Annotated in this window: 16 protein-coding genes; 6 read left to right on the plus strand and 10 right to left on the minus strand. The window is 61.9% G+C overall.

From position 1 onward, the window contains the following. Nucleotides 1-3 precede the first annotated feature (3 nt). A complete protein-coding gene (gene entE, locus ACJTMZ_RS07500) occupies nt 4-1,614 on the minus strand; it encodes a (2,3-dihydroxybenzoyl)adenylate synthase EntE (RefSeq protein ID WP_017382511.1) in 1,611 nt (536 codons plus the stop codon). A gap of 9 nt (nt 1,615-1,623) precedes the next feature. Then, complete coding sequence (gene entC, locus ACJTMZ_RS07505) at nt 1,624-2,799, minus strand: isochorismate synthase EntC (protein ID WP_017382512.1); 1,176 nt, start codon at nt 2,797-2,799, stop codon at nt 1,624-1,626. 187 nt (nt 2,800-2,986) lie between these two features. On the opposite strand from entC, the gene fepB reads away from it, so the two are divergent. Next, the gene (gene fepB / locus ACJTMZ_RS07510) at nt 2,987-3,946 is read left to right on the plus strand and encodes a Fe2+-enterobactin ABC transporter substrate-binding protein (RefSeq protein ID WP_048973961.1); all 960 of its coding nucleotides are present in this window, start codon (nt 2,987-2,989) and stop codon (nt 3,944-3,946) included. A gap of 77 nt (nt 3,947-4,023) precedes the next feature. On the opposite strand, the gene entS is transcribed toward fepB, so the two are convergent. After that, a complete protein-coding gene (gene entS, locus ACJTMZ_RS07515; protein ID WP_017382514.1) occupies nt 4,024-5,250 on the minus strand; it encodes an enterobactin transporter EntS in 1,227 nt (408 codons plus the stop codon). A 109-nt stretch (nt 5,251-5,359) separates the two neighbouring features. Between entS and fepD the strand changes: the two genes are divergently transcribed. Genes fepD through fepC form a run of 3 tightly spaced genes read left to right on the plus strand, consistent with a single transcriptional unit; the run spans nt 5,360 to nt 8,144 of the window. Then, entirely contained in the window at nt 5,360-6,364 is a 1,005-nt protein-coding gene (fepD, locus tag ACJTMZ_RS07520; RefSeq protein ID WP_017382515.1) for a Fe(3+)-siderophore ABC transporter permease, read from the plus strand. Beyond that, entirely contained in the window at nt 6,364-7,353 is a 990-nt protein-coding gene (fepG, locus tag ACJTMZ_RS07525; protein ID WP_072203935.1) for an iron-enterobactin ABC transporter permease, read from the plus strand. The genes fepD and fepG overlap by 1 nt, the downstream gene beginning before the upstream one ends. Further along, a complete protein-coding gene (gene fepC / locus ACJTMZ_RS07530; protein WP_023296094.1) occupies nt 7,350-8,144 on the plus strand; it encodes an iron-enterobactin ABC transporter ATP-binding protein in 795 nt (264 codons plus the stop codon). Before fepG ends, fepC begins: the two co-directional genes overlap by 4 nt. An 82-nt stretch (nt 8,145-8,226) precedes the next feature. On the opposite strand, the gene entF is transcribed toward fepC, so the two are convergent. The 3 genes from entF to fes are packed head-to-tail and all read right to left on the minus strand — an operon-like array spanning nt 8,227 to nt 13,503. Beyond that, complete coding sequence (gene entF / locus ACJTMZ_RS07535) at nt 8,227-12,084, minus strand: enterobactin non-ribosomal peptide synthetase EntF (protein WP_252010902.1); 3,858 nt, start codon at nt 12,082-12,084, stop codon at nt 8,227-8,229. After that, a complete protein-coding gene (locus tag ACJTMZ_RS07540; RefSeq protein WP_015571182.1) occupies nt 12,081-12,293 on the minus strand; it encodes an MbtH family NRPS accessory protein in 213 nt (70 codons plus the stop codon). Before ACJTMZ_RS07540 ends, entF begins: the two co-directional genes overlap by 4 nt. A 10-nt stretch (nt 12,294-12,303) precedes the next feature. After that, entirely contained in the window at nt 12,304-13,503 is a 1,200-nt protein-coding gene (gene fes / locus ACJTMZ_RS07545; protein WP_017694342.1) for an enterochelin esterase, read from the minus strand. 146 nt (nt 13,504-13,649) lie between these two features. Between fes and ACJTMZ_RS07550 the strand changes: the two genes are divergently transcribed. Beyond that, nucleotides 13,650-15,899 carry a TonB-dependent siderophore receptor gene (locus ACJTMZ_RS07550; protein WP_032620108.1) on the plus strand — a complete coding sequence of 750 codons (2,250 nt, stop codon included), beginning with the start codon at nt 13,650-13,652 and terminating at the stop codon, nt 15,897-15,899. Between the two features lie 62 nt (nt 15,900-15,961). Next, nucleotides 15,962-16,651: an enterobactin synthase subunit EntD gene (gene entD / locus ACJTMZ_RS07555; RefSeq protein ID WP_039271382.1), complete on the plus strand. Its 690-nt coding sequence runs from the start codon at nt 15,962-15,964 to the stop codon at nt 16,649-16,651. On the opposite strand, the gene ACJTMZ_RS07560 is transcribed toward entD, so the two are convergent. Genes ACJTMZ_RS07560 through ACJTMZ_RS07575 form a run of 4 tightly spaced genes read right to left on the minus strand, consistent with a single transcriptional unit; the run spans nt 16,587 to nt 19,988 of the window. Further along, a complete protein-coding gene (locus tag ACJTMZ_RS07560) occupies nt 16,587-17,426 on the minus strand; it encodes a metal ABC transporter permease (protein WP_023303259.1) in 840 nt (279 codons plus the stop codon). The genes entD and ACJTMZ_RS07560 overlap by 65 nt on opposite strands. After that, on the minus strand, nt 17,420-18,271 hold the full coding sequence (gene sitC / locus ACJTMZ_RS07565; protein WP_023296090.1) for an iron/manganese ABC transporter permease subunit SitC: 852 nt from the start codon (nt 18,269-18,271) through the stop codon (nt 17,420-17,422). The genes ACJTMZ_RS07560 and sitC overlap by 7 nt, the downstream gene beginning before the upstream one ends. Beyond that, on the minus strand, nt 18,268-19,074 hold the full coding sequence (gene sitB, locus ACJTMZ_RS07570) for an iron/manganese ABC transporter ATP-binding protein SitB (RefSeq protein WP_017382524.1): 807 nt from the start codon (nt 19,072-19,074) through the stop codon (nt 18,268-18,270). The genes sitC and sitB overlap by 4 nt, the downstream gene beginning before the upstream one ends. Before the next feature lie 2 nt (nt 19,075-19,076). Next, nucleotides 19,077-19,988 (minus strand): metal ABC transporter substrate-binding protein, encoded by a 912-nt coding sequence (locus ACJTMZ_RS07575; protein WP_408626890.1) that lies wholly within the window; start codon nt 19,986-19,988, stop codon nt 19,077-19,079. Nucleotides 19,989-20,028 lie beyond the last annotated feature (40 nt).

Below are 20,028 nucleotides of genomic sequence, written 5' to 3' on the forward strand. Positions count from 1 at the left end.
TCCTCAGCCCCGGGCGCGTTCAGCAAGCCACAGGCGCAACTGTTTCTTATCAACTTTGCCGACCGGCGTGAGCGGAAGCGCATCCACGCTCTCCACGCGGTCCGGCAGCTTAAATTCGGCGACGCCCTGCTCGCGCAGGAAGCGGCGCACCTCCACCGCGCGCAGGGGCTGTTTCACCACCAGGTACGCGCAGCTTTTTTCGCCCAGCAGGCTGTCTTCCATGCTCACCAGCGCGGCGTGGATCACCGCGTCGTGGCGCAGCAGCAGGTTTTCGATCTCTTCGGCGGCGATCTTCTCGCCACCGCGGTTGATCTGATCTTTCTCGCGCCCCTGCACGGTGATGTAACCCTGCTCATCGATGGCGATCAGATCGCCCGAGCAGTAGAAACCGTTGGCATCAAAGGCGCTGGCGTTGTGTTCCGGGCTATTGAAATAGCCGCGGAAGGTGTAAGGGCCGCGCGTCATCAGACGCCCGACTTCCCCGCGCGGCAGCGGGTTGCCGTCCTCGTCCGCCACCCACACTTCATCGTCCGGGCACATCGGGCGGCCCTGGGTATTGATGATGCGCTCCGGCGCATCGTCGAGGGCGGTGTAGTTCACCAGCCCTTCCGCCATGCCAAACACCTGCTGAAGCTGGCAGCCAATTTCCGCCGGAATACGTGCCGCAAGCGTGGCGGAGAGACGTGCGCCGCCTACCTGGAGCAGTTCGAGGGATTTCAGCTGGGCGTTCCCCGCGCCGTCGGCAATCGCCTGCAACCACAGGCTGACCGCGGGCGGCACCAGTGAGGTGACGTTTATCTGATGCTGCTCAATCAGCGGGAAGCAGAGCGTGGCGCTCGGATCGTTAGCCAGCACCACGCAGCCGCCCGCCGTGAAAACGCCTAACGATCCCGGCGAGCTCATGGCGTAGTTATGCGCCGCGGGAAGCGCGTTCAGATAGCGGGTGTGCGCAGTGATACCGCAGATTTCGTTGCTGCGACGGATGCTGTAGTCGTAGTCGTTGTGCGTACGCGGGATCAGCTTCGGCGTGCCGGTGCTGCCGCCGGAGAGCTGGAAGAACGCCACTTCGTCGGCGGGCGTCGGGTTCGGGATGAAATTGTCCGCCGGGCGTGCAATCGCCGCCTCCAGCGCGTGTTCGCCCTTATCGCCGCGTAGCAGCACAACGCGTACCGAGCGATGCGCATCCACAAAGGTATTGAGAAAATCATCACCCGCGAACAGCGTGTGGTCGCGATCGGCAATCAGCACGGCGGGTTTGATCTGCTCCGCGTAGGCGTTGAGTTCGCTGCGCTGATGGCTAAAGAGCGCGTTGACCGGTGCGACGCCGATTTGCAGCAGCGCGAAGAAGGTGATGTAGAACTCGGCCACGTTGCCGAGCTGCACCAGCGCTGTCTCGCCGCGATGCAGCCCCTGCGCCTGAAGGACAGACGCCAGATTCGTCACCGCCTGATTAAACGCGCGGTAGGTGATGCGGCGATCGCCGTCAATTATCGCGACCGCATCGTTGTCCGCATGGTCCGTCAGGATGTGAGTCAGCGGCAGATCCTGCCAGTAGCCTTTTTCACGGTAGCGGCGGGCAAAATCCTCAGGCCAGCGGGTAAAAGGGATGGTCATGAGTATTCCTTAGTGCAAACCAAACACGTTGAGCATGGTGGAGAGCTTCACGCCCGTCTCGCGCCACTCGCCCACCGGGGAGGAAGCAGGCACAATGCCCGCGCCGGCAAACAGGCGAACGGTATTTTGATGCAGCCGCGCGCAGCGGATAGTTACCACCCACTCGCCGTTACCTTCGCTGTCGCACCAGCCGACGATGCCGCCGAACAGCTCACGATCGAACGGCTCCAGCTCGGCAATCAGCTCTTTTGCCGCCTGATGCGGGAAGCCGCTCAGCGCTGGCGTCGGGTGCAGCAGGCAGGCCAGCGTCAGGGCGTTCTCGTTTTCACGCGCGTCACCTTCTACCGGCGTCGCCAGATGCCACAGCGTCGGGGTGGTGATGAGCTGCGGGGAAGCCGGCATGGTCAGATGATGGCTGCGCGGTTCCAGAATGGTTTTCATCGCCTGCGTTACCAGGTCGTGCTCGTGACGGTCTTTTTCGGAGGCCAGCAGCTTAGTGCCCGCTTCGCGATCCAGCACATCGTCCGGCTGACGGCGCGCAGAGCCCGCCAGCGGCAGCGAGCTAAAGTGCGCGCCCTCTTTACGCAGCAGCAGTTCCGGGCTGGCGCCCAGCAGCACGCCGCCGTCTTCCAGCGGTACGTGGAAGTTAAAGCTCGCCGGGTTCTGGGCGATAAGACGCTCCATCAGCGCGCTGCTATCAATCTGTTTGTCGGTGGCGATATCAATCAGGCGCGACAGCACCACCTTATTCACCTGCGGCGTGGCGGTGAGCGACGCGGCGCGAGCGACCATCTCCTCGAAAACCGGCTGCGGCGGGATCTCGGTGCGTTGTTGCACGTTCAGCGTCTGCGCGCCGGAGGCGTAGCGTGCGGACTGCTGACGCGCCGGGCGGGAGAAGGTTTGCCAACGTTGCGGAATAAACAGCGATGACGGTTTGCGGGTATCGAAGGGGATCGCCCCTACCATCACCGGATGGGCAATGCCGCTGTTTTTCGCATTCTGGAAAGCCTGAGCTAATTTCTGCTGAAAGGGGCCCGCCGGATCGTCACCGCCGACGGCGGGTTCAGAAAAACGGGCAAAACAGCCTGACGTGGTAAAACTGCGATAGGGCGACATAAAGAAAAAGCTGTCTGATTGCAGCGTGGTCGCGGTGTGCTGAAGGTCCTCAGCCAATGACGTATCCATATCATCCTCCTAAAATGATAAAAGCAGTAATAATGATTATCATTTATATTTTCGTCGGCTAACCTAATCCCACATCGCCCTGGTGTCAACCGCAGAGCAAACAACTTGTGCGACTAACGCTTGCATCCCTTCCCCGCAATCATGAAAATGAGAAGCATTAACTTCAACAAAAACAGGATGCCGCTCTGTGAAACTCCCTGCCGTTTGCCGTAATGCCTTTCTTTTAACAGGACTTTTTGTTTTAGGACTAACCTCAGCGACGGCCGCCGACTGGCCGCGTCAGGTCACAGACAGCCGCGGCGTTCATACGCTTGAGCGCAAACCGACGCGCATTGTTTCCACCAGCGTGACCCTAACCGGCTCCCTGCTGGCCATTGACGCCCCGGTTATTGCCAGCGGAGCCACCACGCCAAACAACCGCGTGGCGGATGCACAGGGCTTTTTACGTCAGTGGGGCGATATCGCGAAACAGCGTAAGGTTGCCCGGCTGTACATCGGCGAGCCGAGCGCCGAAGCGGTCGCGGCCCAGATGCCGGACCTGATTTTGATCAGCGCCACCGGCGGGGATTCCGCGCTGGCGCTCTACGATCAGCTTTCCGCCATCGCCCCGACGCTTATCATTAACTACGACGACAAAAGCTGGCAGGAACTGCTGACCCAGCTGGGGACGATCACCGGGCAGGAAACACAGGCCGCAGAGCGCATCGCTGCCTTCGATAAACAGCTCGCCCAGGTGAAGCAGCAGATGAAGCTGCCGCCGCAGCCGGTGAACGCCATCGTCTACACCGCCGCGGCGCACACGGCGAACCTGTGGACGACAGACTCGGCTCAGGGCAAGCTGCTGCACCAGCTGGGCTTCACGCTGGCGGCGTTACCTGATGGATTGCACACCTCGCAAAGCCAGGGCAAGCGTCACGACATTATTCAGCTGGGCGGGGAAAACCTGGCGACGGGGCTGAACGGCGAAGGGCTGTTCGTGTTTGCCGGCGACCAGAAAGACGTGGACGCGATTTACGCCAATCCGCTGCTGGCGCATCTGCCGTCGGTCAAGAACAAGCGCGTCTGGGCGCTGGGAACGGAGACGTTCCGCCTGGATTATTACAGCGCGTTGTTGGTGTTGCAGCGTTTGAATTCAATTTTTAAATAAGTGGCACGTTTCCCGTAGGCCCGGTAAGCGCAGCGCCACCGGGCGTTTTGTCGGGTGGCGGCTACGCCTTACCCGACCTACAGGTTCTGCCTGAACCGACGCAACTCCACCAAAACCGCCAATAAAATTACGCCAACCACGGCTAACACAAACCCGCTGCTGCTCGCCGACGCCACCGGGGTCATTATCGCCCCCAGCCCGCCGAGGATCGCTGCGCCAATCGCATCGCCCGTGACGTTCTGCGCCGTCCACAGGCCGTTAATGCGCCCGAGCATCCCTTCCGGCGTCTGGGTCTGGATCAGGGTGTACTGTAAAAGAGAGCTGACCGCGCTCAGCCAGCCAAAAATCACCAGACACATCACCCCCAGCGCCCACACCGGCATCAGGCTGAAGAAACCAATCGCGATAAACGAGGCCAGCGTCGCCACCAGCATGATTAACCCCGGTCTCGCGCTCTGCGCCAGATTTCCGCTGGTCAGCGCCCCGCACGCGGCGCCGAGCGGAATGGCGGCGTACAGCACCCCAATCTCTGAGGCGCTCATCTGCCACTCGCCCGCCAGCGCCGGGTACAACACGCGCACGGCGCTCGCCATCGTCAGCAGGCCGCCGAGCAGCGCAATGCCGCCAATCAGCGGGTTGCTGAACAGAAAGCGAATCGCGGCCATCAGGGACTTCAGCGGATGCTCGCGCGGCTGCGGCGGCGGTGGCAGGAGCGGCAGACGCAGCAGCGTCAGGGTGGTGATAAAGGTTCCCGCCGCGGCAAGGCCGTAGTTCCACGCCACGTTGCCGGTCGCCAGCAGCAGGCCGCCGACCATCGGCGAAATCACCGATCCCAGACGCACGGTGAGCATGGTGATCGCCCCCGCCTGCATCAGGTTCTCGCGCCCGACCAGCGCGGGCGTGGCCGCCAGCAGCGCCGTCACGCCTAACGAGGCAAAAAAGCCGTCCCACAGGCCCAGGGCATAAATCGCCATCAGCGACGGCTCCGGCAGCATTGCGTTCAGACACAGCCCGACAAAGCCCACCCCGCAGGTGCCGCGCGCCAGCAGGATCAGTTTTTTACGCTCGTAGCGGTCCGCCAGCACGCCGCCCACCATCAGGCCGATAAACATCGCCCCGCCGGTTAAGGTGACGGATAACCCCACCAGCCAGCTGGAGTGGGTCATGGTCTGGATCTGTACCGGCACGGCGACCCCGAGCAGGCCGAGGGATAAAATGGAGATAAAGCGGGCGATAAAAACCGCTCGAAACGCCGGGTGCGTTTTCAGCAGGCTGAGGTTGAGCAGCCAGGATTTTTGATTCATGACAAGGCCTTGAGGTATCGGTCTACCATTTCCATGGGCGCACATGCTAACATAGCCAAATAAGATAGATAACGATAATTACTATCATTATCACATCATGGACGTTGCTATGTCGTTTTCCTCTTCCGCGGTGCGCGCCGTAGCCGTGCCCGTTTTATTGCTGCTGTTGATCCTTGCGATTGCACTCAGTTTGCTGGTTGGCGCGAAGCCGCTGCCCGCGTCCGTTATTGTCGATGCGCTCTCCGGTACCTGCCAGAGCGCCGACTGCATTATCGTGCTCGACGCCCGCCTGCCCCGCACCCTTGCCGGCCTGCTGGCCGGTGGCGCACTCGGGCTTGCCGGTGCCCTGATGCAAACCCTCACCCGCAACCCGCTGGCGGACCCTGGCATTCTCGGCGTGAACTCTGGTGCCAGTTTCGCCATTGTGCTCGGCGCGGCGCTGTTTGGTTTCACCTCTCCGTCTGAACAGCTGGTGATGGCCTTCTGCGGCGCGCTGGCCGCCTCGCTGGTGGTGGCCTTTACCGGCAGCCAGGGCGGCGGACAGCTCAGCCCGGTACGTCTGACACTGGCGGGCGTGGCGCTCGCGGCGGTGCTGGAAGGCTTATCGAACGGCATCGCCCTGCTCAACCCGGACGTGTATGACCAGCTGCGCTTCTGGCAGGCCGGTTCGCTGGATATCCGTACCCTTGATACCCTGAAAGTGGTGGCATTCCCGGTGTTTATCTCTGCCGCCGTAGCGCTGTGTTTAAGCCGGGCGCTCAACAGCCTGAGCCTCGGCAGCGACACCGCGACCGCCCTCGGCAACCGCGTGGCGCGCACGCAGCTGACGGGCCTGCTTGTCATCACCGTGCTGTGCGGCAGCGCGACCGCCGTCGTCGGGCCGATTGCCTTTATCGGCCTGATGATGCCGCACATGGCGCGCTGGCTGGTGGGGGCGGATCACCGCTGGTCACTGCCGGTCACGCTGCTGGCGACCCCTGCCCTGCTGCTGTTTGCCGACGTACTGGGCCGCCTGCTGGTGCCGGGTGAATTGCGCGTCTCGGTGGTCAGCGCCTTTATCGGCGCGCCGGTGCTGATCTTCCTGGTACGACGCAGACGCGGGGGTGGCGCATGATGGCCCCGTCCCGTCGATTACTCACCAGCGTCGCCCTGCTGGTCGTCGCCAGTCTGCTGCTGGCGGTCTGGAGCCTGCAAAGCGGTGCCGTAACGCTTGATTTCGCGCAGGTCTTTCATGCTCTCACCGGCAGCGCGCCGCGTAACATCACCATGGTGGTCACCGAATGGCGACTGCCGCGCGTGGCGATGGCGATCCTGGTTGGCGCGGCGCTCGGCGTCAGCGGCGCAATATTCCAGTCGCTGATGCGTAACCCCCTCGGCAGCCCGGACGTGATGGGCCTGAATACCGGCGCGTGGAGCGGCGTGCTGGTGGCGATGGTGCTGTTCGGGCAGCATCTCATGGCCATTACCTTTACGGCGATGGCGGGCGGCATTCTCACCTCCCTGCTTATCTGGGCCCTGGCCTGGCGCAACGGCATCGACACCTTCCGCCTGATCATCATCGGGATCGGCATCCGCGCGATGCTGATGGCGTTTAACACCTGGCTTCTGCTACAGGCGTCGCTGGAAACCGCACTCTCCGCCGGGCTGTGGTACGCCGGTTCCCTCAACGGTCTGACGTGGGGAAAAACCTGGCCCGCCGCGCCGCTGATTATCCTGATGTTTATTGGCGCGTTGCTGCTGGTCAGGCGCATGCGCCTGCTGGAGATGGGCGACGACAGCGCCTGCGCGCTGGGCGTGAGCGTAGAGCGCTCGCGCCTGATGCTGATGCTGGTGGCGGTCTTGCTGACCGCAGCGTCTACCGCCATCGCCGGGCCGATCTCGTTTATTGCCCTTGTCGCGCCGCATATCGCGCGGCGACTTAGCGGCACCGCGCGCTGGGGATTAACCCAGGCAGCGCTGTGCGGCGCAGTATTACTGCTGGCCGCCGATCTCTGCGCTCAGCAGCTGTTTACGCCTTATCAACTGCCGGTGGGCGTGGTGACCGTCAGCCTCGGCGGGATTTACCTCATCGTCTTGCTCGTTCAGGAGTCACGCAAGAAATGACAGATTCAACACCCCGCTTGCGCGGCGAAAACTTGACCCTCGGCTACGGTAAAAAAATCATTGCCCGGGACTTATCCGTTGCCATTCCGGACGGCCACTTCACCGCCATCATCGGGCCAAACGGCTGCGGCAAATCGACATTGCTGCGCACGCTGAGCCGCCTGATGTCGCCGGTTGAGGGCAGCGTGTTCCTCGACGGGGAGCAGATCCAGCGCTTCGCCAGCAAAGAGGTGGCGCGCCGAATTGGGCTGCTGGCGCAAAACGCCACCACGCCGGGGGATATTACCGTGCAGGAGCTGGTCTCCCGCGGGCGCTATCCGCACCAGCCGCTGTTTACCCGCTGGCGCAAGGAGGACGACGAGGCCGTGAAGCGCGCGATGCAGGCGACGGGCATCACCGATCTGGCCCAGCAAAGCGTCGATACCCTCTCCGGCGGACAGCGCCAGCGCGCGTGGATCGCGATGGTGCTGGCGCAGGAGACCTCCATCATGCTGCTGGACGAGCCGACGACCTGGCTGGATATCAGCCATCAGATTGACCTGCTGGAGCTGCTGAGCGAACTGAACCGTACGCAGGGGTACACTCTGGCGGCAGTGCTGCACGACTTAAACCAGGCGTGCCGCTACGCTACGCATTTGATTGCGCTGCGCGACGGCGAGATTGTGGCGCAGGGCGCGCCGAAGGAGATTGTGACGCCGGATCTGATCGCGCGGATCTACGGCATGCGCTGCATGATTATTGACGATCCGGTGGCGGGTACGCCGTTGGTGGTGCCGTTGGGTCGGCGGTAATTGCCGGGTGGCGGCTACGCCTTACCCGGCCTACATTCAGCTCCCGTAGGCCCGGTAAGCGCAGCGCCACCGGGCATTTGCACTATCCAAAAATTTCCTTCAGTACCGGCCCAATCTTTTCAAACGCCTGCGGTGAAATAATATCCACGTGGGCGCAGTCCTGGCTGTACACCTCCAGCTCACCCACCCACGGCGCCCACGCGGCCTGCGGATCCAGGGTTCGCGTTCGCTCGGCGACAAACAGCGTCGCTTTACCGTCAAACCGCGCGCTGTGTGCCGTGGTGAGCAGCCGCACCGCGTCCGCATAGTTGCCTTCAATGGCGTTAAACAACTCGCTGGAGCCCTGCCCCTGCTGGGCGGCAATAAACGCCTGACGTTCGCGCTCAATTTCCGCCAGCACCTCCGGATCGAGGCCGTTGGCCTCTTTCTCCGCCCAGTTCTGGGTTTCCGGTGGCCAGGTATCCAGCAGGCCGAGGAACGCTACGTTTTCACCCTGCTCGCGCAGACGCGCCGCAATGCCCTGCGCCAGCGTGCCGCCGAGGGAATAGCCGAACAGATAATAGGGCCCCTGCGGCTGCTGCTTACGCAACGTCTTCAGATGATGCTCGATCACCGCATCGAGATCCGCACACTGCTGCATTGGCCCCTCAGGTCGGGGAGACTGAATGCCGATGATTGACCAGCGCGGGCTGAGGTAGCGCGCCAGGACGCTAAACTGCCAGGCAAAGCCGGACGCCGGATGGAAGCAGAACAGCGTGGGGCCGTTGCTTTCACGCAGCGGGAGAACGGTTTCATACCCCAGACGCTGCGCCTGCTCGTCGCTCATCTGCGAGTCCAGCAGGGCGCTAAGCTTGCTCACCGTCGAGGCGACCATAATCTGCCCCGGCGTGACCTTGCGGCTGAACGCACGGCTGAGCTGAGCCGCAAGGCGCATCGCCAGCAGCGAGTGGCCGCCGAGGGCAAAGAAATCGGCCTCGATATCGTTCACCGCGCAGCCCAGCAGGGCAGAAAACGCCTGCGCCACGGTGACTTCGGTTTGCGTCTCGGGCGCGCGACCGGAAGTTTTGCTGGTCAGCTCCGGCAGCGGCAGCGCCTTGCGATCCAGTTTGCCGTTGGCGCTTAACGGCAGCGCGCTGATTTGCAGCAGCACCACCGGCACCATATGCGGCGGCAGCTGGGCTTTGAGTGAGGCAAGCAGCGCGTCGCGATCCAGCGGTAAGCCGGATTCAGAGACAACGTATCCCACCAGCTGGCGGGCATCGCCGCCCGTGGCAGCCGCCTGGTTGAACACGCAGGCGTGCGCCACCGCCTGGGCCACATCCGGCAGCGCGAGCATCGCCCGGTCGATTTCGCCCAGCTCGATGCGCTGGCCGCGGATTTTCAGCTGATCGTCGCTGCGGCCCAGATATTCCACCGCGCCGTTGTCCAGCCAGCGGGCAACGTCCCCGGTGCGGTACATTCGCTCGCCGGGGGCAAACGGATCGGCGATAAAGCGGCTGGCGGTAAGGTCGGGGCGTCCCAGATACCCCTGCGCCAGCTGAATGCCGGTGAGATACAGATCCCCCGCCACGCCGAACGGCACCGGGCGCATCATCGCGTCCAGAATGCGCAGCCCCGTATTCCACACCGGGAAGCCGATCGGCACGCTGTTGCCTTCCACCGCCGCCAGCTCGGGGCCAAACGCCGGATACCAGCTCACATCCACCGCCGCTTCGGTTGGGCCATAGAGGTTGTGCAGCGGCGCATGGGTGAGCTGTTCCCACTCGCGACACAGCGCAGTCGGCAGCGCTTCGCCGCTACAGAACACCTGCTTAAGGGTTTTGCAGCACACAGCGTTTTCCGGGGTCAGAGAGGCGACAAAGGCCGCCAGCATCGACGGCACGAAGTGGGTGGTGGTTACGCCATATTCTGCGAAGAAGCCCTGCATCGCCTGCGGATCGCGGTGCGCGTCCGGCTCGGCCATCACCAGCTTCGCCCCGGCGATAAACGGCCACCAGAACTCCCACACCGACACGTCAAAGCTGCACGGCGTTTTCTGCGCCACCACGTCATGCGCCGCCAGTGGATAATGATCCTGCATCCACTTCAGGCGGTTAACGATGGCGGTATGGCCGACCATCACCCCTTTTGGACGCCCCGTCGAACCGGAGGTAAATATGATGTACGCGGTCTGCTCCGGCTTCGCCAGGCGCAGAGGTTCAGCATCGGTGGCCGGTAATAGTGTGTTGTAACTAAAGGTGGCGATCGGCAGATCGTTAAAGCGCGGAAGCTGCTCGCCGGTAGTAATGAGCAGCGACGGCTTCGCGTCCTCCAGCATCATCCGCAGACGGTCATCCGGGTAACCGGTATCCAGCGGCAGCCAGGCGGCGCCTGCTTCAACAATCCCGTGCAGCGCCAGGGTCAGGAACACCGAGCGCGGGAGCGCCACCGCCACGCTGTCGCCCGGCTTCACGCCGCGCGCGCGCAGCAGGTTTGCCAGCGCGACCACCTGCTCGCGCATCTGGCGGTAGTTCAGTTCAGTATGGGCATCCGCCAGCGCGGGGGCGTCCGGCGTTTTGCTCGCCTGCTCCGCCACAAGATCCGCCAGCGTGGTGGACGGCAGCGCCAGCCCGGTATCGTTGATGCGCGCCAGCCGGGCGTATTCCTGCTCTGATACGGTTTCCACGTCGCCACAGCGCAGGTCCGGATTGGCGGCAAACTGCGTCAGCATTGCGTTCAGGCGCGCCGCGTGCCCCTTCAGCGTCGCCTCGTCGTAACGCTGCCCGTTGGCGAGGATCTCAATGCTCAGTCCGCCCTGCTCGTCCGGGAACAGCGCCAGCTCCAGATCGTTCACCGGGCCGGTTGCCAGCGTGTGGGTAATGGCCTCCACGCCGTCGATATTCAGCTGATAATCGAACACCTTGACGTTCAGCACCGGACCAAAAAGGGCTTCGTCGCCTGCGGCACGTCCGCTGTCGCGCACGATCTGCTCGGCGTCGTAACGCTGATGGCGGCGCATCTTTTTCAGCTGGTTCGCCAGGCGCAGCGCCAGTTCCGGCAGGCTCTCCTGCGGGCGAATATTCACCGCCAGCGGCAGGACGTTGAGCACCGGTCCGGTCGCGGTCAGCGCGGCGGAGCCCATACGGCGCATAAAGATAAACCCGGCGGCGTAGTCCAGCCGTCCGGTCAGGCGGCCCAGCCACAGCGCCACCAGCGCAAGGGCCAGATCGGTACGCTGCGCCTGGCCTGCCTTCTGTGCAAGCTGGCTGAACGCACGGCCGTCCATCGCAATTTTCAGGCGCAGGATATCGGTGGTGGCGGCGCGTCCCGGCAGCGGCGCGGAAGAGAGCGAGACCGGAGAAGGAAGCTGTTTGCGTTGTGCGGCCCAGAAAGCACCGTCGCGCTGATACGCCTCGCTGTCGCGATAGCGCTGATACTCCTCCACCACCTCGGCGAACGGGGTGAACGGCGAGGCCGGCGTGGATTCACCTTTCTGCCACGCAGCGTAAATGGCGGCGATCTGACGGGTAATAGCCGGGAAGCTGAAGCCATCTACCACCAGATGATGATACCGCTGATACCAGTACCAGTGGCTTTCTCCCACCTGGATCAGCTGGTGAAACGCCAGCGGCTGACCGCTGTCGACGCGCAGGTTCTGGTTGAGATCGGCCTCCATCAGCGCCACGGCGGCGTCGTGGGAGTCAACGCGCACGATGGACGGCTCCGGCAGGAGCATGGCCTCATCGATCCACTGCCACACCTCACCGTTATCTTCGGCAAAACGCATCCGCAGGGTGTCGGCCTGCATCATGCCTTCAGCGATGGCTTTTGCCAGCAATGGCGCATCGATAGCGCCTTTCAGCTCGGTGTAGTGCGCGACGCTCCAGGCATTTGGCAGGGAGGAAAGCTGCTCTGCCATCCAGATCCCGGGCTGGGCGGCGACAAGAGGGAGACGGTTCATGCGCGCTCCCCCGCAAAACATGACGGCTCAAGCGTCTGCCACTGTTCCGCCAGCCACTGCTGGCACGCCTCCTGAGATTGCGGTTCGCAGACCACGCGCCAGCCCGCGGGCAACTCGCACTGCTGCGGCCACAGGCTGTACTGCCCCTGGTCATTTTGCAAAATGGCGAACTGTCCCTGCGGATTATCGAAAGGATTGCTGAATTCCATACAGACTCCGTTATTGAATAAGCGGCTGCCAGAGGGTCATCAGCCCCTGCGTCAGCCCACCGCGCCAGCAAAGCGCATCGTGTCCGCCGTCAACCTGACGCCAGAAAACCGGTTGCTGAGTGTGTAGTTCGGCGAGGATCGCCTGGTTTGCGCGCAAAATAAGCGGCTCGTTGCGCCCGGCCTCAAGGACGATGCGCAGCCCGCGAGCGGTTTTGTCACCCGCTTTGAGTTGTTCGATGAGCAGCCCGTCCTGCTGCGCGCCGCGGTGCGGCCACCAGTAGGATCCGGACTGGCTGAGGATGCAGCCAAAACGCTGCGGCCAGTTGAGGCCCGCATAGAGGGAAGAGAGCCCGCCGAAGCTCTGACCCGCCACCACGGTATGGTCGGCGCGGTCGCTGAACGGGGCCATGCTTTTCACCTGCGGGAGAAGTTCGTCCTGCACCGCCAGCCAGAAATCAGGGTTACACGGCAGCTCGCGGCTGCGGTGTGCGGTGTCAATCACGTCGATTAAGACATAGACCGCAGGCGGCAGTTTGCCTTCAAGGGTGAGCGACGCCAGCGCAGGCCAGACGGGCATGCTTTCGGCCCAGAACTGCCCGTCGAGCAGCACCGCCAGCGGGCGCTCGGGGCTTTCATCCCCGGTGGTAAAAATCCACACGCGGCGACGGTTCTTCAGACGCGCGCTGTGCCACTCAATGCAGACAGGCTTTTTGTAAGGGGTATCGGGATGGTTCCAGCCGGGCTGTACGGGCGCCTCCGGCATCTCCAGCGCCGAGACTGCGTGCCCGCGCCCGCCGCGCCAGCTCTGGGCGTTCAGCGGGTCGGACACCGCGTGCGGCAACAGTTTGCGCCAGCCTTCGCGCAGCGCCATGCGGTCCGGCTGATCGCCTTCAAACACTGCGCTGGCAAAATCGTTTTCATTGTCGGAGGGGATAAAACAGTAGCTGCCGCGCCATTCGGGGCTGAACTCGCCCTGCCACTGCCAGACGTCGGTATCCGGGATACGTTCAAGGGACTGCGGACGGGCATTTTGATGGTGATCGGTCACACCGGTGACGTAGAGCCAGACGCGTTTAACCGTCGACGTTTTCTGCGTTCCCGCCGGGTCCCGCCACCAGAATGTCACGCGATAGTTTTCCTGATGACGTTCCCGTTCCGGCCCGTCTTTCGCCTGCCACCACGCTTCACTTCCGGTTGTTAACGCCGTCACCCTTATAACCCCATGTTTAACAGTCTTTTTTGTTTCAGAGCAAATTTTATTGATAATATTATTGATAACTATTTGCATTTGCAATAGCGTAATGCCCGCGCTGTGGGAAGCGCGCTCATTAAATAACCATAAAAGCGGGACGTACAATGAATAAGAAGATTCACTCTCTGGCCTTGCTGGTCAATTTAGGGATTTATGGTGTCGCGCTGCCCGTCATGGCAGACGACAACACCGCCTCCGCGCAGCATGAAGACACCATGGTGATCACCGCCGCCGAGCAGAATTTGCAGGCGCCGGGCGTGTCGACCATCACCGCCGACGAGATCCGCAAAAACCCGCCCGCGCGGGACGTGGCGGAAATCATCCGCACCATGCCGGGCGTTAACCTGACCGGCAACTCCACCAGCGGCCAGCGCGGGAATAACCGTCAGATTGACATTCGCGGCATGGGCCCGGAAAACACCCTGATCCTGATCGACGGCAAGCCGGTCACCAGCCGCAACTCCATCCGTCTGGGCTGGCGCGGCGAGCGTGATACCCGCGGCGATACCGGCTGGGTCCCGCCGGAGATGATCGAGCGCATCGAAGTGATCCGTGGCCCGGCTGCTGCCCGCTACGGTAACGGCGCGGCGGGCGGCGTGGTGAACATCATCACCAAAAAATTTGACGACCAGTGGCACGGCTCCTGGAACACCTACCTGAATGCGCCAGAGCATAAAGACGAAGGTTCCACCAAACGCACTAACTTCAGCCTGAGCGGCCCGCTGGGCGGGGATTTCAGCTTCCGCATGTACGGTAACCTGGATAAAACTCAGGCCGACGCCTGGGACATTAACCAGGGCCATCAGTCTGACCGTACCGGCACATATGCCGACACGCTGCCGGCAGGCCGTGAAGGGGTCGAGAATAAAGACATCAACGGCGTGGTGCGCTGGGACTTTGCGCCTATGCAGTCCCTGGAGTTTGAGGCGGGATACAGCCGCCAGAACAACCTTTACGCGGGCGATACCCAGAATACCAACAACGACAACAGCTCCAGCGGGCTGGTGAAGAAGAACTACGGTAAAGAGACTAACCGTATCTATCGTCAGAACTTCGCCGTGACCTGGAACGGCGGCTGGGATAACGGCATTACCACCAGCAACTGGGCGCAGTACGAGCACACCCGCAACTCACGTCTGGGCGAAGGCCTGGCGGGCGGTCTGGAAGGCCTGTTCAACAGCAATAAATTCACCGATACCGACCTGGCCGACGTGATGCTGCACAGCGAAATCAACCTGCCGATTGATTTCATTGTGAATCAAAACCTGACGCTCGGCACCGAGTGGAACCAGCAGCGCATGAAGGACTCGACCTCCTTCACGCAAACCCAGCAGGGCGGCACCATTCCGGGCATGAGCGAAGACCGTAGCCCGTACACTTCAGCGGAGATCTTTTCCCTGTTTGCCGAAAACAACATGGAGTTGACCGACAGCACCATGCTGACCCCTGCCCTGCGCTTCGACCACCACACCATTGTGGGTAATAACTGGAGCCCGTCCCTGAACCTGTCGCAGGGTCTGGGGGATGACTTCACCCTGAAGATGGGCATCGCGCGCGCCTATAAAGCGCCAAGCCTGTACCAGACCAACCCGAACTACCTGCTGTACAGTAAAGGCCAGGGCTGCTACGCCAGTTCCGACGGCGTGGGCTGCTACATGATGGGTAACGACGATCTGAAAGCGGAAACCAGCATCAACAAAGAGATTGGCCTGGAGTGGAAACGCGACGGCTGGCTGGCGGGCGTGACCTGGTTCCGCAACGACTACCGCAACAAGATTGAAGCGGGCTACGCGCCGATTGGCCAGACGTCCACCGGCAAAGTCACCACCGATATCTACCAGTGGGAAAACGTGCCGAAGGCGGTAGTAGAAGGTCTGGAAGGCTCCCTGAACGTGCCGGTCAGCGATACCATCAACTGGACCAACAACATCACCTACATGCTGCAAAGCAAGAACAAGGAGACCGGCGATCGTCTGTCGATCATCCCGGAGTATACGCTGAACTCTACCCTGAGCTGGCAGGTACGTCAGGATGTCTCATTGCAGTCGACCTTCACCTGGTATGGCAAGCAGCAGCCGAAGAAGTACAACTACAAAGGTCAGCCGGTGACCGGGTCTGAGAAAGACGAAGTCAGCCCGTACAGCATCGTTGGCCTGAGCGCGACCTGGGACGTGACCAAAAACGTCAGCCTGACCGGCGGCGTGGACAACGTCTTCGACAAGCGCCAGTGGCGTGCGGGTAACGCCCAGACCACGGGTAATACCACCACCGGCGCGTATATGTACGGTGCGGGCGCGTATACGTATAATGAACCGGGCCGTACCTGGTATATGAGCGTGAATACGCGTTTTTAAGGCACTGAAGTCAATCCTTCCCTCTCCCCTCCGGGGAGAGGGTCAGGGTGAGGGGAAAAACCATGCACACCACCCACAGCACATTTTCTCTCGCTGGCCACACCCTCCACCGCATCACTTTCGACCCCGCCACCTTTACCGACGCCGATCTCCTCTGGCTCCCCCACCACGCCCAGCTCGCTGACGCCGGACGCAAACGCAAGGCCGACCACCTGGCAGGCCGCATCGCCGCCGCGCACGCCTTACCTGACCACACCATGCCCGCCATCGGCCCCAGCGGGGAACCGCTCTGGCCGCAAGGTATTTCCGGCAGCATCACCCACAGCGGCACGCAGGCGATAGCCGTCGTCACGCAATACCCGGCGCTTATCGGCATCGATTGTGAAACGATCCTCTTCGAAAACGAAGCCAGGGAAATCAAAGACGGCATTATTGATACGCAGGAAGAACCTGTGCTTTCCCGCCAGGGATACCCGTTCGCCCTCGCCCTGACGCTGGTCTTCAGCGCCAAAGAGAGCCTGTTTAAGGCCCTCTTTCCGCAGGTACAGGCCTGGATGGGTTTTGACTGCGCCCGCGTTACCAAGCTCGACGACAAGACGCTCACGCTGGCGTTGACCCGTCAACTGGCAGGCTTTGAAGAAGGCACCGCCTTCCGCCTGCACTGGCAGCAGCACGGCGAACAAGTCATCACCCTGCTGTCACACGCTCCTGGCGACGAGCCTTCACGCTGGTCACCACAAACGTCACGATAAACACCATCGCGAACAGGACCACAATGGTCGGCGCAGGCGCGCTGTCGAGATAAAACGAGGCATAAACGCCGCTTACCGACACCAGCGCTGAAACGGCGACCGCCACCAGCAGCGCCATGTGAAAGCGTCGGGTAATCAGCACCGCCACGGCGCCGGGTGCAATCAGCAGGGAAATCGACAGAATGATCCCCACCGCTTTCAGCGTCGCAACGATGGTCAGCGAAACCATGCACAGTAAGCCGTAGTGCAGCCAGCGGGTGCGCAAGCCACTCGCCTGCGCCTGCTGATAGTCAAAGCAGAACAGCAGAAAATCGCGCCACTTCAGGCCAATCACCAGCGCAATCAGCCCCGCGACGAGACCGCTTTGCAGAATGTCCATCCCGTTGATACCCAGCATATCGCCGAACAGAATGTGGTCGAGATGCACCTCGGGTTTGACGGCGATATAGAGGATCAGCCCGGCGCCGAACATGCCGGAAAAGACGATCCCCATGACCGTATCCTGTTTGATGCGGCTGTTATCCTTCAGATATCCGGTGGCGACCGCGCAGAAAAGACCGGCTACGAACGCGCCCAACGCCAGCGGCAGGCCCATCATCCAGGCCAGCACGACGCCGGGAAACACCGCGTGGCTCATGGCGTCGCCCATCAGCGCCCAGCCTTTCAGCACCAGAAAAACCGACAGCAGCGCGCAGGGCACGGCCACCATGAGTGAAATCAGCAGCGCGTTGTTCATAAACGCAAACTGGAACGGTTCGAGAAGCAGCGTCAACATGGGTGTGCCTCCCGCGCCCGACGTCGGCTGGCAAGCAGTCCGTGCTTCGGCGCAAAGACGAACGCCATCAGGAACAGCAGTGTCTGGGCCACGACGATAATGCCGCCGGTGGCGCCGTCCAGGTAATAGCTGGCCCACGCGCCGAGGAAGCTGGTGATGCTGCCAATGGCGACGGCAATCATCAGCAGGCGCGGGAAGCGGTCGGTCAGCAGCCACGCGGTCGCGCCGGGCGTGACCACCAGACAGATCACCAGAAATGCGCCGACGGTTTGCAGCGCCGCCACGGTAGAGACCGCCAGCAGCGTGAAGAAGAGAATTTTCAGGCGTTCAGGACGCAGGCCGATGGCGCGGGCGTGGTTCTCATCAAAAAAGGTCACCATCAGATCTTTCCATTTGAACAGCAGGATAACTATCGACACCACGCCGATAATCGCCAGCTGGACGATATCTTCCGGGGCGATAGCCAGAATATTGCCGAGGACGATGGTCTGAATGTTCACCGAGGTCGGGTTGAGCGAGACCATAAACAGCCCCAGCCCGAAAAACGAGGAGAAGATCAGCCCGATAATGGCGTCCTCCTTCAGGCGGCTGCGCTGGTTGAGAAACAGCATGCTGCCCGCCGCCAGCCCGCCCGATAAAAACGCCCCCAGCGAGAACGGCAGCCCGAGCATGTAGGCCCCCGCTACGCCCGGCACGATGGAGTGCGACAGCGCATCGCCGATCAGCGACCAGCCTTTGAGCATCAGATAGCAGGAGAGAAACGCGCACAGCCCGCCCACCATCGCCGAGACCCACATCGCGTTGAGCATGTACTCGTAGCCGAAGGGTTCGAGAAGCACGTTCATTTGGCCTCCTGACGGTGCGTGACGAAGGGGCGTTCGTCGTCGGTAATAATGCGATCTTCCGAGCCGCTGAGCACCACGTGGCGCAGCACGCCGCTAAAGGCGCGCTCGAGATTCTCGGCGGTAAAGGTGGTTTCCGTCGGGCCGCTCGCCAGCACGGTGCCTTTGACCATCACCGTGTAATCGCAGAATTCCGTGACCGAGCCCAGGTTATGGGTCGAGACCAGCATCGTTTTACCCTCGTCGCGCAGCTCCCGCAGCAGGCTGATGATCCTGGCTTCGGTTTTGACGTCCACGCCGGTAAACGGCTCGTCGAGCAGGATCACCTCGCCCTGCTGGGCAATCGCACGGGCCAGAAACACGCGCTTCTTCTGCCCGCCGGACAGCTCGCCAATCTGCCGATGGCGCAGCTCGAGCATATCTACACGCTTCAGGGCGTCGGTGACGATCTGCTTATCGCATTCTTTGGGACGACGCAGAAACCCCATATGCCCGTAGCGGCCCATCATCACCACGTCCTCGACGAGCACCGGAAACGACCAGTCGACCTCTTCCGACTGCGGCACGTAGGCGACCAGGTTCTGACGCAGCGCCCGGTGAGGCGGCAGCCCCAGAATAGAGATAGTGCCGCTCGCCGCCCGCACAAACCCCATCACCGCCTTAAACAGCGTGGACTTGCCGGAACCGTTCACGCCAACCAGGGCGGCAATCGATCCGCCCGGCACGCTGAACGATGCGTCGCGCAGCGCCGTGTGGCCGTTGCGGTAGGTCACGGTCACGTCGGTTACAACAATCCCCTCGTGCATGGTTACTCCTTCATGCCGTCACGGATGCCCTGCACCAGCGTGCGGGTGGTGACGTTCAGCAGATCGATATAGGTCGGCACCGGGCCGTTTTCAGCGCTCAGAGAGTCGACGTACAGCACGCCGCCATAGTGGGAGCCGGTTTCACGCGCCACCTGACGGGCGGGCTTATCCGAGACCGTGCTTTCGCTAAACACCGCCGGAATGTGATGTTTTTTCACCAGATCGATAACCTTGCGCACCTGCTGCGGCGTGCCCTGCTGATCGGCGTTGATCGGCCACAGGTAAAGCTCCTTCAGGCCCAAATCCCGCGCCAGATAGGAGAACGCCCCTTCGCTGGTTACCATCCAGCGTTTGTCTTCAGGTATCTCCGCGACCTGCTTGCGCAGCGGTTCGAGAGTGGCGGTGATCTTCTGCTTGTAGGCTTCCGCATTGCGCTGATAGGTCTGTGCGTTGGCCGGATCGTACTTCACCAGCGCGTCGCAGATGTTATCGACGTAAATCAGGGCGTTGTCCGGCGACATCCACGCGTGCGGATTGGGCTTGCCGTTATAGGGCCCTTCGCTGATGCCCATCGGGGTGATGCCTTTGGTGACAATCACCTCCGGCACGCCGTTCAGATGCTGATAAAAGCGCTGGAACCACAGCTCCAGATTCATGCCGTTCGCCAGGATCAGCTGTGCCTTCTGCGCGCGTTTGATATCGCCCGGGGTGGGCTGGTATTCGTGAATTTCCGCGCCCGGTTTGGTGATGGAGGTGACCTCTGCGGCATCCCCCGCCACGTTTTTCGCCATATCAGCAATAACGGTAAAAGTGGTGATGACCTGGAACTTTTCAGCCGCCAGCGCGCCGGTCGTGGTCGCAGTCATGAGCAGCGCGCCGAGCAACAAACGCTTCAATCCTTGCCGTGGATGCATCGCAGAAGTCTCCTGAGGTGATTAAATTCAAAGCAAAATT

It is taken from the genome of Enterobacter sp. DN (assembly GCF_046054285.1).
Lineage (GTDB): Bacteria > Pseudomonadota > Gammaproteobacteria > Enterobacterales > Enterobacteriaceae > Enterobacter > Enterobacter hormaechei_C.